15 protein-coding genes are annotated in these 17,148 nt (G+C 41.6%); 11 read left to right on the forward strand and 4 right to left on the reverse strand.

The features are described from left to right. The first annotated feature begins 6 nt into the window (after window positions 1–6). Genes E4O01_RS02325 through E4O01_RS02340 form a run of 4 tightly spaced genes read left to right on the forward strand, consistent with a single transcriptional unit; the run spans window position 7 to window position 2,261 of the window. Window positions 7–621 (forward strand): methyltransferase domain-containing protein, encoded by a 615-nt coding sequence (locus E4O01_RS02325; RefSeq protein WP_253693998.1) that lies wholly within the window; start codon window positions 7–9, stop codon window positions 619–621. Further along, window positions 622–792, forward strand: coding sequence for a methyltransferase (locus E4O01_RS02330; protein WP_253694000.1), 171 nt, complete (start codon window positions 622–624; stop codon window positions 790–792). A gap of 45 nt (window positions 793–837) precedes the next feature. Next, window positions 838–1,002, forward strand: a complete 165-nt coding sequence (locus E4O01_RS02335; RefSeq protein ID WP_253678438.1) for a hypothetical protein — start codon at window positions 838–840, stop codon at window positions 1,000–1,002. Window positions 1,003–1,061: 59 nt separating this feature from the next. Beyond that, the gene (locus E4O01_RS02340; protein ID WP_253694003.1) at window positions 1,062–2,261 is read left to right on the forward strand and encodes a galactokinase; all 1,200 of its coding nucleotides are present in this window, start codon (window positions 1,062–1,064) and stop codon (window positions 2,259–2,261) included. A 2-nt stretch (window positions 2,262–2,263) separates the two neighbouring features. Here E4O01_RS02340 and E4O01_RS02345 read toward each other — a convergent pair whose 3' ends face one another. Both E4O01_RS02345 and E4O01_RS02350 read right to left on the reverse strand, forming a co-directional pair. After that, complete coding sequence (locus E4O01_RS02345) at window positions 2,264–4,015, reverse strand: ATP-binding protein (RefSeq protein ID WP_253694006.1); 1,752 nt, start codon at window positions 4,013–4,015, stop codon at window positions 2,264–2,266. Between the two features lie 32 nt (window positions 4,016–4,047). Next, window positions 4,048–4,827, reverse strand: a complete 780-nt coding sequence (locus tag E4O01_RS02350) for a Nif3-like dinuclear metal center hexameric protein (RefSeq protein WP_253694009.1) — start codon at window positions 4,825–4,827, stop codon at window positions 4,048–4,050. Between the two features lie 228 nt (window positions 4,828–5,055). On the opposite strand from E4O01_RS02350, the gene E4O01_RS02355 reads away from it, so the two are divergent. Further along, window positions 5,056–5,220, forward strand: coding sequence for a hypothetical protein (locus E4O01_RS02355; protein ID WP_253694011.1), 165 nt, complete (start codon window positions 5,056–5,058; stop codon window positions 5,218–5,220). Between the two features lie 5 nt (window positions 5,221–5,225). Further along, entirely contained in the window at window positions 5,226–6,176 is a 951-nt protein-coding gene (locus tag E4O01_RS02360; protein WP_253694014.1) for a hypothetical protein, read from the forward strand. A gap of 48 nt (window positions 6,177–6,224) precedes the next feature. On the opposite strand, the gene E4O01_RS02365 is transcribed toward E4O01_RS02360, so the two are convergent. After that, window positions 6,225–7,517, reverse strand: a complete 1,293-nt coding sequence (locus E4O01_RS02365) for a Na+/H+ antiporter family protein (RefSeq protein WP_253694017.1) — start codon at window positions 7,515–7,517, stop codon at window positions 6,225–6,227. 244 nt (window positions 7,518–7,761) lie between these two features. Here E4O01_RS02365 and E4O01_RS02370 point away from each other — a divergent pair, with 244 nt between their 5' ends. After that, complete coding sequence (locus tag E4O01_RS02370) at window positions 7,762–9,123, forward strand: Na+/H+ antiporter NhaC family protein (RefSeq protein WP_253694020.1); 1,362 nt, start codon at window positions 7,762–7,764, stop codon at window positions 9,121–9,123. Between the two features lie 139 nt (window positions 9,124–9,262). On the opposite strand, the gene E4O01_RS02375 is transcribed toward E4O01_RS02370, so the two are convergent. Continuing rightward, window positions 9,263–10,192 (reverse strand): DMT family transporter, encoded by a 930-nt coding sequence (locus tag E4O01_RS02375; protein ID WP_253694022.1) that lies wholly within the window; start codon window positions 10,190–10,192, stop codon window positions 9,263–9,265. Window positions 10,193–10,265: 73 nt separating this feature from the next. Here E4O01_RS02375 and E4O01_RS02380 point away from each other — a divergent pair, with 73 nt between their 5' ends. The 4 genes from E4O01_RS02380 to nifJ all read left to right on the forward strand — a co-directional run bounded on the left by E4O01_RS02380 (window position 10,266) and on the right by nifJ (window position 17,040). After that, the gene (locus E4O01_RS02380; RefSeq protein WP_253694025.1) at window positions 10,266–11,402 is read left to right on the forward strand and encodes a hypothetical protein; all 1,137 of its coding nucleotides are present in this window, start codon (window positions 10,266–10,268) and stop codon (window positions 11,400–11,402) included. Between the two features lie 78 nt (window positions 11,403–11,480). Further along, the gene (megL, locus tag E4O01_RS02385) at window positions 11,481–12,686 is read left to right on the forward strand and encodes a methionine gamma-lyase (RefSeq protein ID WP_253694028.1); all 1,206 of its coding nucleotides are present in this window, start codon (window positions 11,481–11,483) and stop codon (window positions 12,684–12,686) included. Window positions 12,687–12,749: 63 nt separating this feature from the next. After that, on the forward strand, window positions 12,750–13,466 hold the full coding sequence (locus tag E4O01_RS02390) for an aspartate/glutamate racemase family protein (RefSeq protein WP_253694031.1): 717 nt from the start codon (window positions 12,750–12,752) through the stop codon (window positions 13,464–13,466). After that, the gene (gene nifJ / locus E4O01_RS02395; protein WP_253694034.1) at window positions 13,435–17,040 is read left to right on the forward strand and encodes a pyruvate:ferredoxin (flavodoxin) oxidoreductase; all 3,606 of its coding nucleotides are present in this window, start codon (window positions 13,435–13,437) and stop codon (window positions 17,038–17,040) included. Before E4O01_RS02390 ends, nifJ begins: the two co-directional genes overlap by 32 nt. The last annotated feature ends 108 nt before the right edge of the window (window positions 17,041–17,148 follow it).

Here is a 17,148-nt window from a genome sequence, read left to right on the forward strand (position 1 = left end):
ATTTAAATGATCAGCGATAAAAACAATTACGATAAAAGTGCTTACGATAAAAATGCGATTAAGGATGCCGTAAAAGAACATTACGAAAATTTGGCAAAAGAAAATCTTGCGGTAAACGGAGAAGCCGAAAAGATAACTGCCTCAATAGGCTATGCCGCTCACGACCTGGCCGGAATCCCTAAGGAGGCAGACTTAGGGCTCGGCTGCGGGAATCCTCAAGAGGCGGCCAAGCCACGCTTAAACGAAAGCGTTCTTGACCTAGGCTGCGGACGAGGGCTTGACTGCTTTATAGCCTCAAAGGCAGTGGGTAAAAACGGAAAGGTCTTCGGGCTTGACGGCTCCGAAACCATGATAAGCCGGGCCTCGGAAATCGCCGTAAAAAACGGCTTTACCAACTGCGAATTTATTTTGGGCGAGATTGAAAACATTCCTCTTCCCGATAATTCCTTAGACCTTATCATGAGTAATTGCGTAATAAACCTGTCTACGGATAAATACGGAGTTTATTCCGAGATTTACCGCTGCCTCCGCAAAGGCGGAAGAACAGCTGTTTCGGATATAACCTTAAAAAAAGCCCTGCCCCAAGAGTGGGTATCCGATCCCGATATGGTAAAAACCTGAGTGGGAGGAGCCTGGTCTGCGGAGCAGATCAAAACAGCCTTCGAAAAAATCGGCTTTAAAAATATCGACATAAGCTCAAAAGAGGTATCCGACGAGTATGCCAAAAAATGGGGCCACGGCTTGGAAATAAAAGCCTACATCCAAAGCAGCCTCATCTATGCCGAGAAGTAGGAATCTTTAAAATTTACCCGTTTATAGAAAACGCAGGAGTAAAAAATGATTGAATATAAGGGATATATCGGAAAAATAGAATACGATCCGGAAGCAAAAATACTACATGGAGATGTTATAAATACTCGTGATGTTATTACATTTCAAGGTACAAGCGTAGCGGAAATAGAAAAAGCCTTACAACATGAATTAACAATGACTAGAATATAAATTACTATGCTCTCGGCATCCATGTAAGCATTATATATAAAATGAAGGAGGAGAAAACTTTGAACTTAACAGACGATATACAATTACAAGAATTAAAAAATGCCTTTATTTCTTTTTACGGGAATTCGGAAGAAAAAATTATTTTTGCGGCTTCACCTGCTCGCATAAATATAATAGGCGAACACATAGATTATAACGGAGGTCTTGTACTTCCTGCGTCGGTGAATTTATATTTAAGGATTGCCTTGCGTAAACGGCGGGATAAAAAAATAATTTACCGCTCGGTTAAATCGGAAAAAGTTTTTGAATTTGAGCTTGACGGAAATTTAGCCTTTGATGAAGAAAAAGATTATGCAAATTATTTAAACGGAATGTTTTTGTTTTTAAAAGAAAGGGGCTTAAAGGCCGGTACCGGTTTTGAGCTTTTAATTACAAGCGATATTCCTCAAGGCAGCGGCCTATCTTCTTCTGCTGCCTTGGAACTTTGTTTCGGCAAAATTATTTCTCATGCCTTCGATTTTGAAATCGGCGGAATTGAACTTGCTAAAACCGGCAGGCGTGTCGAAAACGAATTCTTAAGTCTAAAGTCGGGGATTATGGATCAGTTTTCGATAGCAATGGGCAAAAAAAATCAGGCTCTGCTTTTAGACACTTCCTCACTGGAGTATGAGTACATCCCTCTCGAAACCGAGCCTTACCGAATTGTAATTATGAATTCAAATAAGCCCCGCAAATTGACGGAATCGAAATATAATGAAAGAAAGGAAGAATGCGAAAAAGCCCTTGCCTTTTTGCAAAAAGAAAGGGATATAGATTTTTTGTGCGATCTAAGCGTTTCCGATTTTGAAAGCTTGGAGCAAGGCTTGACTTCCAATTTGGGAGAAAAAATTGCCCGCAGGGTAAGGCATTGCGTTACCGAGATGAACAGGGTAAGGCGGAGTGCTGAAGCCTTAAAAAATAAGGACTTAAAACTTTTGGGCGAGTATCTAAACCAATCCCATCTTTCCTTAAAAGACGATTACGAGGTTACCGGAAAAGAACTGGATGCTCTTTTCTTTGCAGCCATAAAAGAAAAAAGCTGTATCGGTGCAAGGATGACAGGTGCCGGCTTTTCGGGCTGTGCCATCGCCATTGTTCACAAGGACGGCTTTGAAGACTTTGCCGAAAGGGTCGGGAAGGAGTACACGGAACAAACCGGCTTTACCGCCTCATTTTTTGCCTGCCAAACATCCGACGGAGTATCTGTTATTTCGGTGTAATTTTAACCGCAAAGCTCGGTGTCAAAATAGTAAATCAGTCCTTGGCGGCTGCCGCGGATAAAGTATTTCCACCATAAAACAAGATGAGGGCTTAAGTGTCCGCCTGTTTTTTGAGTCTTGAGCATCCGTTCTTTTAGCTTCGGTTCAAGGTCAAACGATTTTTTTATTGCTTCCCGAATAGAAAGGCCGTGTACATCAAAGGCCGTATTTAAAAAATCTTTAAAAAATGAAGGGTAGAGAATTTCATCTTCTTCTATCAAAATAGAATTTTCCAATAATTCATCGAAGCTTTTGTTTTTAATTTTGTCTGCGTACACATCTTCAGGAAATTTAAAAAAGTTCGGCGGATAATTATTTTGCTCAGCTATCGAAGGGTTTGTCTTTTCAAAAAAAAGATTTGTTTTGCTGTTTGCCTTTTCAAGGCGCAAAAAGATTTTTTGGACTGCTTCCATGCTTGCATTGACTGCTCCCTCATAGCTTTCCGCAGAGCTTAGGACATTGCCGCATTTTTCTACATTGTTTTTGGGGAAGACAGTCTCATCATTTTCAAAGAGGCGGGGTAAAACATCTTTTACGTTTTTTGTGCTTCTTGCTTCTTCAAGCCCATATATTTTTTTTATTATGCCCGGCACCGAAATCCAAGCCCTTTCAGCACTAAAAAGGGCGGCCCTTTCAGCACTAAACTGGGCGGCTCTGTTTAAAGTGAATAAATCGGCCCATCCGGAATTAAAGCCGGAAACCTCACCTATGGGAAGTTCATCTACGGGTTCGCCTAGGGCGATTTTGACGGCGGCCTTAGTTACATTAAAGCCCGAAGAGTAGGGAACCGTCCAGCCTGACATGTAGCCCCCTGAAAGGCGGGCTGCGATTTCGCCTACACAGGCAGTCCGTTTGCCGCCCTTTTTAGGATCGGCTTTTCGTAAAAAAATATCTCCCTTGGCCGCTCCGTTTGTAAGCCCCAAGGCCCTTATGCCTAGGAAAAAAACTCTTATAAGCTCATCGCATTCTTCTTTGCCCTTAATAGACGGAATCGTGTGCCCCATTTCGACAAAGTATGGCGGGAAAAAAATATGCCTGTCTGCGAGGGCGTTTAAAAAAATCTCTCCGTTTACAACGAGGGCTTCAAGCGAAAACTCTTCACCATCGATGAACTCCTCGGCGATGGCCTTTCCGCTCCGCGAAAAGTTTACGGCATCTTCTAAGGCCGGTCTTAGCTCCTCTTGGGAGTAGACCAAGCGGCAGCCGCGGGCTCCCATATTGTCGGCAGGTTTTACCGTAATAGGAAAGGGAATGGTTTTTTGTTTTAAGATTTGAAGAGCCTCATCGATTTCGTTTTTAAAAATATGGGTAAACTTAGGGGAAGGTACTCCATGCTTTTCAAAGCACTCCCTCATCAAGACCTTATCGCTTGCGCGGCGGGCTGCTTCCAAGCTGTGCCCGGGAAGAGACCGACTTTCTGCAACGGCTGCAACCGATACTGAAAAGTCCGTAGCTGCAGTAAAGACCCCGTCCAGGCCGGCTATGCCCTTATCGGCCGGGCCGCCTTCTTCTTTTAACTTTTTTGCAAGGTCTATGAGGGAAGGAATATCTTTTAAATCTATCGGAAAAAATTTGTCGGCCTCTTTTGCACAAACCGCATTCGGGTTTCCGTCGACAGCTATAACCTCACAGCCCAATTCCTTTGCAGCCCTTATTGCAGGCCCCTGCATTAACCCTGCTCCTAAAATCAAAATCCGCTTTTTATTTTCTTTCATATCCGGCTTAAACTCATCCTAATTCTAAAAATTTAAAAGCCTGTCGGAATATCGATAAAACAGGTTTCGAGGTTTGTATCAAGTTCAAGCTTTTTTGCAACCAATTGAACGCCTACGGTTTCCGTTTGGTAATGCCCGCCTGCAATAACATTTATTCTGTTTTCGAGGGCATTGTGATAGGTAATGTGTTCTATTTCGCCCGTGATATATAAGTCGAGTCCTAAGGCTATGGCATCGTCTATTTCCGAAGCGGCTCCTCCCGAAATAACTCCCACGGTTTTAATCTTTTTAGGTCCGAAGGGAAGAATGTTTGCAGGTTTTTCTCCTTGGGGAAAAAGTTTATTTACAATCTCGTCTATCTCCAAGCCTTCTTCCGCTCCCCCCTTTGCAGGAAGGCTGCCGTAAAAACCGATATTTATACCCCTGTACATTCCGAACTCTTTTAAGTTTTCAAGCTCAAGGCGGCGGGCAAGACCGATGTTGTTACCGTAAAGAGGATGAGCATCAAGGGGAAGGTGAACGGCATAAAGCACAATATCATTGTCCAAAAGAGCCTTTACTCTATGGTAATGATTTCCCATAATCCGTAGAGAGCGGCTCCATAAAAGACCGTGGTGTACGAAGAGCATGTCGGCCTTCCTCTCGGCGGCTGTCTTTATGGATTGAAGGCAGGCATCTACCGCAAAGGCCACCTTTTTTATCTCTTTTCCGCTGTTTTGCACCTGTACACCGTTTTGCGACAAATCCTGAGATGCAAAGGCATCTATGTTTAATAGCTCGGTAAAATAAAGATCAAGGTCTTTTAGCTTCATAATAATCCCCCGCAAAAACTTTAAATTTAATTTGCGACGTTTTTCATAAGTCTACCTTATGAAAAACTCGTCAGTCAACCAATAAAAACATCAGTTTTTATTGGTTGACTATTATACTTTAGATTCTTTTTGAATTCAAGGCGGAGAGATGCAAAAAAACTCCAAAATTCATAAAAAAACTTGTTATTTGACATAAACCGTTATATAATGTACATATAAGGAGAAAATATGAAAAATACAAAAAACAAATTTTTTATGAGTTGGACGGCGTTACTTGCTGTGTCGTTATTGTTAAGCGTTTTGTTTATCGGCTGTCCTAATACCGGTAAAGGCGGGGGGGGGGGACATCTCCCGGAGCCGGAAACACGGAAAATACTGTCGTTTATCTTGTAGGTAAAATGGGTACTTCTGCGTGCTACTGGAAAGATTCTACGGGGTTTGCACTGCCTTCGTCTGAAGGAAAAGGGGAGGCGCATTCCATTACCGGTAAAAATGGCGAATTATATATTGCCGGGCATGAAGATAAAGGAGGAAAACTCTGCGCCCTAGTATGGAAGGGCAATGACCCTTATTATAGCCAAGGTGAACTTACTAAGCTGACTGCTGTTTTAAATGAAGGATCTGCGCTTTACACAGCCGGACAAATGGATACAGGGTCGGATAAAGGCGCTGCCATTGCAGATATAACAAATAAAGATGCACCGATCATTGCTCTTTTAAATAAGAAAGATTCAACAAAAAATAATGTTTTAGTCTATGGGCTATGTGCTTCTGGCGACACCATTTATGCGGCAGGAACAATAGACAATCAAAACCATACTCAAACAAGCGTTTTATGGACAATAAACACGGCTCTTAATGAAGTTCCAACCGAAACAGTGTTGGATAATGGAGGAGGAGTGCCCGATGCAAAAGGGGTATGTTTTTTTGGCGGAACCATATACGTTGCAGGAAGTAATTCAGAAAATAAGGCTGTGGTATGGGAGATTAACACAGAGCCAAGTCTAATTGTTAAATCCGCTACGGTACTTGAAACCTCGTTAAGTGCAGCAAACACAATATGTACTGCCGGGGACTCGGTTTTTATAGGCGGCTTTTCTTCCGTCAACGGTAAACCATGTATTTGGAAGGGCAAAGACGGCGCATTTACAAGGATAGAATTAAGCGATAAAGACGGAGCAGTTAATGCATTCCAAGTCTACGGCTCCTCAATCTATGCTGCAGGTGATGTAGGCAATGCCGTTTATTGGAAAATGCCTTTGACTGTGACAGGTCTAACCGACGTTGAAGAGACCATTCTTCCTCATGGGAATAGTGCTGCATATGGAATTTTTGTGACAAAAGAATAGTCAAGGAGAAAGTTGATACCCCCCGCCGATTAAGCGGGGGTGTTTTTTTTAAAGGAACATTGCAGCTATGGTTCCGAATATAATTAACGGAATATTATAGTGCAAGAAGGTAGGAACACAGGTGTCCCAGATGTGGTCGTGCTGTCCGTCTACGTTAAGACCTGCTGTAGGTCCGAGGGTTGAGTCGGATGCGGGAGAACCTGCATCGCCCAAGGCTCCTGCAGTACCGAGTAAGCATACGATGGCGGCAGGGCTGAAGCCTAACTTTACGCCGAGCGGAACATAGATGGTTGCGATAATCGGAATTGTACCGAAAGATGTTCCGATACCCATTGTAATACCGAGACCGATTAAAAGCATTATAACGGCACCAAGGAGCTTGCTTCCTCCGATGAGATTAGCACTTGAAACTACCAAAGCATCAACACCCTTTGTTGCCTTGATAACTTCGGCAAAACCGGCTGCAACGAGCATAACAAAGGCGATAAAGCCCATGAGTTTTATACCTTCTGCCATTGTGCTGTCGACTTCATTAACCTTGATAACGCGGGTAAGCATTAAAATTAAGATACCTGCAAGACCTCCGAGGGGCATTGAACCGGTCAAAATCTGAATTACAAAGGCTGCAAGAATGGCCAAGAGTGTAAACCATTCACGGGATGTGAATTTTACGTCTTGTTCAAGGTTCATCTCAGGATGTAAATCCTTGTATTCGCGTTTTTTTCTGTACGAGAAGAATACTGCAATAAACAATCCTAAAAGCATTCCGAGGCCGGGAATCCACATAGCCTTCCATACATCTGTTGCTTCAAAGGGTACTCCGTTTTGTGTCATAGAATTTGCAATAATTCCATGGAAGATAAGACCGAAACCTACAGGTAAGGTAACATAGGGCCACTTAACGGAGAATGTAAGACCGCAAGCCATGGCTCTTCGGTCGAGCTTCATTGAATTCATAACGACCAATAGGGGCGGAATCAAAATCGGAATGTATGAAATGTGGATGGGAATAAGGTTTTGTGAAAAACATCCTACAAAGGCAATTATTAAAACAAACAGAATGCTTTTTGCTTTAAGGCTCTTTGAAAGTTTTACTGCAAGTAGGGTTACAATATTTGTCTGACTTACAGCCGCAGCCAATGTACCTAAAAGAATGTAAGATAGGGCAGTTTCGGCATTGCCTCCCATACCCGAAATAAGAGTGCTTATAGTCGCGGATAGACCTAAACCTCCAACCAATCCGCCGATAACGCCGGAAACCATAATCGCAATCAAAATATTGATTTTGAGAAGACATAGTACCGTCATAACAACAACAGCTACTATTACAGGATTAATCATATATACCTCCGTTTTTTTTTGCAATTTATAAAAATTGCGAACTTAACTGAAAAATGGTAGCATGAAAATTTTTATCTGTCAAGTTTTTGGTGAAAATCATTGTTTTTTATTAAAATAAATAGTTTTAAATTTTTTTCTTGACAAGGCAGAAAACCTATGCGATAATTTAGTAGTCGTTTGAGTTATAAGTGCGTTTTGTGTTTATTGCTTTAAAGTAAGTTTTATTCTAACTGGAGGACGTTGTATGGAAAAATCTAAATTTAAGCCTAATGGTTTAGCTCTGTTGCCGTTTCTCATCTTTGTTGTCGTTTATTTGGGAATAGGTGTAACACTTGTTGCTAAAGGCGATCCGATGGGATTTTATGGATTTAAGGGGCCTATTGCCGTAATTGTAGGTATTGTAGCAGCCTTTTTAATGCACAAAGGGGCTATGAATGAAAAATTTGATGCCTTGATTAAAGGATGCGGAGACGAAAACATCATTACGATGTGTATCATCTACATTTTGGCCGGGGCTTTTTCTGTTGTTTCAAAACAGATGGGCGGTGTCGACTCTACCGTAAATTTAGGCTTAACCCTAATCCCTGCCAACTTTGTTACGGCAGGTCTATTTATAATCTGCTGCTTTTTGTCTATTGCAACAGGTACAAGTGTCGGTACAATCGCTGCCGTAGGTCCTATTGCCGTAGGTTTTGCAGAGAAGGCCGGTATTTCAATGCCTCTCATGATTGCCTCTATGATAGGCGGTGCCATGTTCGGTGATAACCTATCCATTATTTCCGATACAACTATTGCCGCTACAAGAACTCAAGATGTTGATATGCGAGATAAATTCAGGGTTAATATGACTTTAGCTTTACCTGCTGCAATTTTAACCATAATTTTACTTTTGATTTTCGGCCGACCGGAAGTTCCGCCTCAAATAGAATCATTGGAATTCAATATTGTGAAAGTTTTACCTTACATATTTGTATTGGTTGCAGCCATTGCCGGTCTTAATGTTTTTATTGTTCTTCTGGGAGGAATTGTATTTTCAGGTGTTATAGGAATGGCTTATGGCGCATTTGATCCCTTGCAGTGGACTAACCATATCTACGACGGTTTTAACGGAATGTTTGAAATATTCCTACTCTCCATGTTAACGGGAGGTCTTGCCTATATGGTAACAGAGGCCGGCGGTATGGAATGGCTCTTACAAAAAATAAAGGGTATGGTAAAAGGGCAAAAATCGGCAGAGGTCGGTATCGGTGTTTTAACTCTTCTTACCGATGCTGCAACAGCAAATAATACCGTTGCAATTATTATTGACGGCTCCATAGCTAAGGAAATGTGTGAGGAATTTAAGGTTGATCCGCGTAGGTCTGCCTCTCTTCTTGATGCCTTTTCCTGTGTAATGCAGGGATTGATTCCTTACGGAGCCCAGCTTTTAATAGCCTGTTCCTTTACAAACGGTCTTGTAAATCCTGTAGGTGTTATACCGCTATTGTGGTACCAGCTCTTATTGGCTGTATTTTTAACTCTTTCTATCTTCTTCCCCTTTGCCGACGGATACATTAAAAAACATCCTTGGAATTTTGAAGAGTGGAAGGCTGTTAAAGCAAAATAAGTTTTGCACTAAAAGTCTAAAACACAATCCCAAGATTCAAATAAGTTGAATCTTGGGATTTTTATTTATTCGTGCGGAGGGGTTAATACCCCGACGCTCTGCGTCGTAACAAAGGGTATTAAAGCCGACTGCAACCACCTTATGAGAACAACATACCCCGATGCTCTGCGTCGGGGGTTGTTGATTCAAGTGTTTTCTTTTTTTCACCTTTTAGAGCGAACACTATGATGCTTACTATGATTATTGTTCCGCCTATTACCGTTCCTGCATTTAAAGTTTCACCTAAGATAAAATAGCTTAAGATACTTGCAATCAACGGGTTAACAAAAATAAAATTTGTAACATCGCTTGTTTTTTCGGCGATTTCTATTCCCTTATTAAAGAAAAAATAACCTAATGCACTGGTAAAAATTCCTAGGTATAAGAGACTCCCTATGTATCTAAAGTCGGCGGAAACAAGTTCTTTATAACCTTCGACAGAAAAAGGCGATAAGATAATAGCCGCACAAATCATGCTGTAAGTTACTATTTCTATTGAAGTATATCCCATTTTTGCAAGTTTGCGGCTTAAAACATTATATCCGCAAAAAGAAACCGCTGCCGCTACAGTCCACAAAATGCCTATGTTGATCGATAAAATTCCTTTCCATAAAATAATAATTAAAACTCCGCAAAAGGCCGCTAAAATAGAAATATAGCCTAGTTTGCTTATTTTTTCCCCGTAAAGAATTGAAGCCGTTGCAGCAGTCAGTATAGGTGTTGTTGCAATGATAATGCTTGAGGTTGCGGCCGTGATGGTTCTAAGTCCGATATTAAAAACTATAAGATACAGGGCAAAGCCGAGCGCTCCCGATAAAAAGAATAGTCCTATGTGTTTAAGCTTAAAAGGTGCTCTAAGCTTATTAAACTTTCCCATAATTAAAAGAACAAGACTTGCCAAAAAGCATCTTAAAAAACCTAATGCTTCTGGGCCGAAATGCATTAAAGCAAATCTTGAAAACGGAAAAGAAGAAGCAAAAAAAACGATGGCAGTCAAGGCAGCCAAATATGATTTTAGTTTATTGGTCATAATTTCTCCATAAGTTTTTAGTATGGACTTTTGATTTTAAGTATGATACAATTACAAGGTAATGAAGTCAAGTATGAGTGTTATAATTAAATTTTATTTATTAAACAGTTTATTTTATCTGATTTTTCTCGCAGTCATATTTATTGTTTTAAACCGCTTAATTACAGGGCCTGTCAGTTTTGGAGCTCCCTTAATTTTTATTCTTTTAATTCCTGTCATAATTGTAGTTGCTGCATTTTTTTCGGCACATAAATTTACCGGCTCTGCCTTTCATGCTATTCCGCCCATTATAATTACTGTCTTTATTCTTTTAATTCCGAGAGGCATAAGATTCATAAAAAAAAACTACATTCCGGTAGATTTTGAAGAACTTGTCTGTGTGTATGATGAATATTATAACGCAAAAGGGAAGACCATTGCCGGTATAAAAAAAGGTTTATTTAAATATTACAACCCGGACACAGGTATTCTTCATCATGAAGCGGTTTGGTCGAACGGTGTGATAGAAGGCTATTCCGTTTTTTATTATCCTGACGGAAAAAAAGAAATGGAGGGTAATTTAAAACCCTTAAAAGATATGCCTGTTTTTTTTGAACACAGGGTCTATCGCTGCGGAAAATGGCTTTTTTATAATAAGGACGGCTCATTAAGAGATACCCGAATCTACGATGAGAACGGTGTTCTTGTTTCGAGCGATGCTTGCCGTTTGTATCAAAAAAAAGAAGGTGAAAATATATATAGAATCTACGAACTAAAAAACATGCTCCCCTTTACGGGAAAAATTACGCGGGAAGCGGTTATTGATGATAAGGATGACTATCCTTATCACACAACAGCCGAAATAAAGAATGGGTATATAGAAGGTCCTTGGGAAGAGTTTTCTTCTTTTGACGGACTTGTTCTTGTAAGCCGCGGAAGTGCAAAATCAGGCTATCCTGATGGGGAATACACTTCTTATTATGAAGACGGCCGGATTGAAGAAAAGGCTTTTTTTGTTATGGGAAAATTTAACGGAGAATATAAGACGTTTTATCAAAACGGTAATCTTAAATCTTCCGGCTTTTTTAAAGATCATCGTCGTCAAGGTCTTGCTCAATGGTTTTATGAAAACGGAAACCTTGAAAAAGAGACAGAATATGATTTATCGGGAAATGTAATAAATGAAAGACATTTTGATAAAGATGGAAATCTAATATCAAATAAGGATTGATTTTTAGCTTTTTACACTTGCGTTAATATAATAAATGGCTTATAATTATTGAGATATGTATCTCAATTGGAGGAAGATATGGATAGAAAAGAATTGGAAAAATTAGGATTTGCTTCAAAGCAGATTCACGCAGGAAGCATTAAGAACAAATACGGTGCTCTCGCTACACCTATTTATCAAACTTCAACATTTTCATTTGATTCCGCAGAGCAGGGCGGAAGAAGATTTGCTCTGGAAGAAGAAGGTTATATCTACACCCGCTTGGGAAACCCTACAACTACAGTTGTTGAAGAAAAACTTGCCTGCCTCGAAAACGGAGAAGCATGTATGTCTGCAAGTTCGGGTATCGGCGCCGTTACCTCATGTATTTGGTCAATCGTAAATGCAGGAGACCACATCGTTGCAGGAAAAACTCTTTACGGCTGTACCTTTGCTTTTTTAAATCACGGTCTTTCGCGCTTCGGTGTTGAGGTAAGCTTTGTCGATACACGGGACCCCGAAAACGTTAAAAAGGCTTTAAAACCGAATACAAAAATAGTTTATTTGGAAACACCTGCTAACCCTAACATGTATCTTTGCGATATTGCAGAAATAAGTAAAATTGCTCATGCTCATAATCCCGAATGTAAGGTAATCGTAGACAATACCTATATGACACCTTATCTACAAAGACCTCTTGATTTAGGTGCAGACGTTGTTCTTCACTCTGCAACAAAATACCTAAACGGACATGGAGATGTTATTGCAGGTTTTGTTGTAGGAAAAAAAGAATTCATCGATCAGGTACGCTTTGTAGGCGTCAAGGACATGACTGGTTCTACCTTGGGACCCTTTGAAGCTTACTTAATCGGCAGAGGTATGAAGACCCTCGATATCCGAATGGAAAAGCACTGTGCCAATGCTCAAAAGGTCGCAGAGTTTTTGGAAAAACATCCTGCAGTTGAGTCAATTGCCTTCCCCGGGCTTAAGTCTTTCCCGCAATATGAGCTTGCAAAAAAACAGATGAAGCTTTGCGGAGCCATGATTGCCTTTACCGTTAAGGGCGGATTGGAAGCCGGTAAAACTCTTATAAACTCGGTTAAGTTTGCAACTATTGCAGTAAGCTTAGGTGATGCCGAAACTCTCATCCAGCATCCTGCAAGTATGACCCACTCTCCTTATACGCCTGAAGAAAGAGCTGCCTCGGATATTGCTGAAGGTTTGGTTCGCCTTTCCGTAGGTCTTGAAGATGCGGAAGATATAATTGCCGACTTAAAGCAAGCATTAGATAAGCTTGTTAAATAAGTCTTAATTAAAAAACGGACAGGTGTTTTCACCTGTCCGTATTGAAATGGAAGGGGCTTGTTTTTGAAAGCGGCCGTATTTGCCGGAACCACGGTTGATACCCGAATGGGAATAGAACTTCTAAATAGAAAAAGTATAGAGGCTATTGCCGTTCCCATGTCAAACACCTGTGAAGAACAGTCACATTTACAGTATTTTTCGCAAGAAGCTCTTGAAGATCTTTTTATTGAAAAGTCGAATGAGGTTATAAAAAAGGGAGTGGATATTATCGTTATATATTGTAATTCTTTAAGTGCTGCCGTAGACTACGAAAAAATACAAAAACTTTTAAATATTGAAATTTTCAGTCCTCTTGATACATATAAAAATTTACCTGCAGATTGTATGAACATAGCTATTTTAGCGGCAAACGGATTAGCTGCATACACAATCGATAAAATTATTCAAAAATATAACCAAGAAAAAAATACCATTCCCATAGGAAACATGAGCATAGTACAGCTCATCGAAAAAGGTCTTGCTCCCTCCGAAATAGTGAGGCTTTTAAACCTTAAAGGCTTTTTGTCTTATCTTGAAAATATCGAGATGAACGATTATAAAATAGACAGCCTGATATTGGGATGCACCCATTTTCCATACATAAAAAACGAACTTCAAAAACACACTTCAATTAAAATTATAGATCCGGCAGATAAAATGCTGGAAAACATATTACATACTACGTTAAATATCAAGGAGAAAAAAGAGTATGCAAAAGAAAACACAAACAATGACCGGTAACAATGCGGCTTCTTATGTAGCCTACGCCTTTACCGATGTAGCTGCCATTTATCCGATTACGCCCTCATCAGATATGGCCGAGCTCGTTGACTCATGGGCTGCCAACGGAAGAAAAAATATTTTCGGTCAAACCGTTCTTGTTTCGGAATTGGAATCCGAAGCAGGAGCTGCAGGATCAATGCACGGAGCCCTTTCTGCCGGAGCCTTAGCTTCAAGCTTTACAGCCAGTCAGGGGCTTTTACTTATGATACCCAATATGTACAAGATGTCCGGTGAACTTTTGCCGGGTGTTTTACATGTTTCGGCGAGAGCTCTTTCGGCTCACGCCCTTTCTATTTTCGGCGACCATCAAGACGTTATGGCTTGCCGCCAAACAGGTTTCGGTATGCTTGCCTCAGGCTCGGTTCAGGAAATCATCGACCTCGGCGGTATTGCTCACCTTGCAGCAATAAAGGGCCGAGTTCCCTTCCTCCACTTTTTTGACGGCTTTAGAACCAGCCATGAGCTTCAAAATGTCGAACTCATCGATTACGAAGAATTTGCAAAAATGCTTGACTGGAAGGCCTTAAACGATTGGCGTACCACAGCCATGAATCCCGAGCACCCCTTTACAAAGGGAACGGCTCAAAACCCCGATGTTTATTTTCAAGCCTCGGAAGCCTCCAACAAATTCTACACAGACGTTGTAGAAATAGTTGCAGACTATATGAAGCAGATTTCTGCCTTGACAGGAAGAACTTACCGCCCCTTCGACTATCACGGAGCACCCGATGCCGAACGAGTAATTATCGCCATGGGTTCTATCACCGAGACGGCCGAAGAAACGGTTGACTACCTTGTTTCTAAGGGAGAAAAGGTAGGTCTTATTAAGGTAAGACTTTACCGCCCCTTCTCGCCTAAATATCTTTTTGATGTAATGCCGAAGACGGTTAAAAAGATTGCCGTTCTTGACCGAACAAAGGAAAAAGGCGCTCTTTATGAACCCCTTCATTTGGATATACTCGGTGCTTACATTGATGTACCCAATAAGCCCTTAATCGTGGGCGGAAGGTACGGCTTGGCTTCTAAGGATACGACCCCCTCAATGGTAAAGGCCGTATTCGATAATCTTAAAGCCGATGCACCTAAAAATAACTTTACCGTAGGAATCGAAGACGATCTTACCAATTTAAGCCTTCCTGTTTTAGAGGAAATTAAAACCGAACCTGCCGGAACAATCAGATGTAAATTCTGGGGCTTCGGTTCTGACGGAACTGTCGGTGCAAATAAGAGCGCCATCAAGATTATCGGCGACAGCACGGGTATGTATGCCCAGGCCTATTTTGCCTATGACAGTAAAAAATCGGGAGGCGTAACAATTTCTCACCTCCGCTTTGGAAAGCAGCCGATAAAGTCAACATACCTTATAAGCGATGCCGACTTTATTTCTTGTTCAAAACAGTCCTATGTTCATCAATACGATTTATTGAAGGGCTTAAAAAAAGGCGGAACCTTCTTGCTTAACTGTCTCTGGTCGGATGAGGAGCTTGAAGCCAACCTCCCCGGTGAGATGAAACGCTTTATCGCAAAAAATGAAATTAAGTTTTATACCATAAACGCTACAGGTATTGCTCAGGATATCGGTCTCGGCGGAAGAATCAATATGATAATGCAGTCTGCATTCTTTAAACTTGCAGAAATTATTCCTATTGAAGAAGCCGTTGACAGTTTAAAAAAATCCATAGTAAGAGATTACGGTAAAAAGGGTGAAGACATCGTAAACATGAACTATGCGGCAGTAGAAAAGGGTGTCGCCTCTCTTCACGAGGTTGCCGTTCCTGCTGCTTGGGCAAGTGCAGAGGATTCTGCTATTTCAAATTCTCATCTTCCGCCCTATGTACGCAATGTCCTTATTCCTATCAACAGGCAGGAAGGCGATGCTCTAAGAGTGAGTACCTTTAAGGGTGTTGAAGACGGAAGAATGCCTAACTGTACAAGCCGATATGAAAAGCGAGGCGTTGCAGTTGAAGTTCCGCATTGGATAAAGGAAAACTGTATTCAGTGTAACCAGTGTTCATTCGTATGTCCTCACGCCGTAATCCGCCCCTTCCTTCTTGACGAAAAAGAAAGAGAGGCAAAACCTGAGGGCTTTGAGACAATAAAGGCCAACGGAAAGGGGCTTGAAGGTCTTGAGTACAGGATGCAGGTTTCGGTTATGGACTGCACCGGATGTTCGAACTGTGCAAATGTCTGTCCTGCAAAGAACAAGGCCCTCGTTATGAAGCCTCTGGCAGAGGAAGAAGCTCAGGCCAAAAACTGGGACTATGCAGTTGACAATGTTTCTACAAAGCACGGCCTCATGGATCAGTTCTCGGTTAAGGGAAGCCAATTCAAGCAGCCCCTCTTGGAATTCCACGGAGCTTGTGCAGGCTGCGGCGAAACAGCCTATGCAACCCTTGTTACCCGTCTTTTCGGAGACCGCATGATGATAGCAAATGCTTCAGGCTGTTCTTCAATATGGGGAGGTTCTTATCCCACTGCAGGCTTTACCTATAACGAAAAAGGTAAGGGGCCCACTTGGGCAAGCTCCCTTTTTGAAGACAATGCAAACTACGGCTACGGAATGGCCCTCGGTGCCCGCAAGCTGAGAGAACAAGCCGAAGACTATATGAAAAAATTTATCGAGCTCAATGTCGGAACCGATTTTACTCCGCTCTTTAAAGAATGGATCGAAAACAAAAAAGATGTTGAAGCCAATATTCTAACCTGCGATAAGATTAAGGCCCTCTTTGATGCTCATCAGCCGCCTAGGAATACGGCCGTAAAGAATACGGATTCAGCCGATTATCTTCCCGTTCCCGAAAGCCACACCTTCAAATATAATACGGGAAATATCGAGGCTGACAGGCTCTTGGAGTATATCTATAAGCTCAAAGACTTTATCGTCAAAAAGAGTGTATGGTCCTTCGGAGGAGACGGATGGGCCTACGATATCGGTTACGGCGGTCTTGATCACACCATGGCTTCGGGCGAAGACTTTAATATTCTCGTATTCGATACTGAAGTTTATTCCAATACGGGAGGTCAGTCCTCAAAGTCGACACCCACAGCGGCTGTTGCAAAATTTGCGGCAGGCGGAAAACGAATCCGCAAAAAGGATTTGGGTGCAATGCTTATGACCTACGGCTATGTCTATGTAGCTCAGGTTGCAATAGGTTCCAATATGAGCCAGTTTGTAAAGGCTATAAAAGAAGCCGAAAGCTATGACGGACCTTCTATCGTTATCTGTTACGCTCCCTGTATTAACCACGGACTCCGCTCCGGAATGGGAAGAAGCGTCGAACAGGAGAAAAAGGCTGTTGAGGCCGGCTATTGGCACCTATACCGCTTTGATCCCCGCTTAAAAGCCGAGGGCAAAAATCCCTTCCAGCTTGACAGCAAGGAACCGACAGGCTCATTCCAAGACTTCATCAACTCCGAAGTCCGCTACACCTCGCTTAAAAAGACCTTCCCCGATGTTGCGGAAGTCTTGTTCAAGCACGCAGAGGAAGACGCAAAGGAAAGGTATTTACGGTATAAGCGTATGGCCGAGTAATTTTTAAATATCCTGGCGATTACGTTGTCGCTCAAATAAAAATTAATCCTCAACGTGCAAAAAGCACGCCTCCGGTTAATTTTTATTGGCTCCTAGTACTCGCCTCAG

This window comes from Treponema sp. OMZ 790 (assembly GCF_024181285.1).
GTDB lineage: Bacteria > Spirochaetota > Spirochaetia > Treponematales > Treponemataceae > Treponema_B.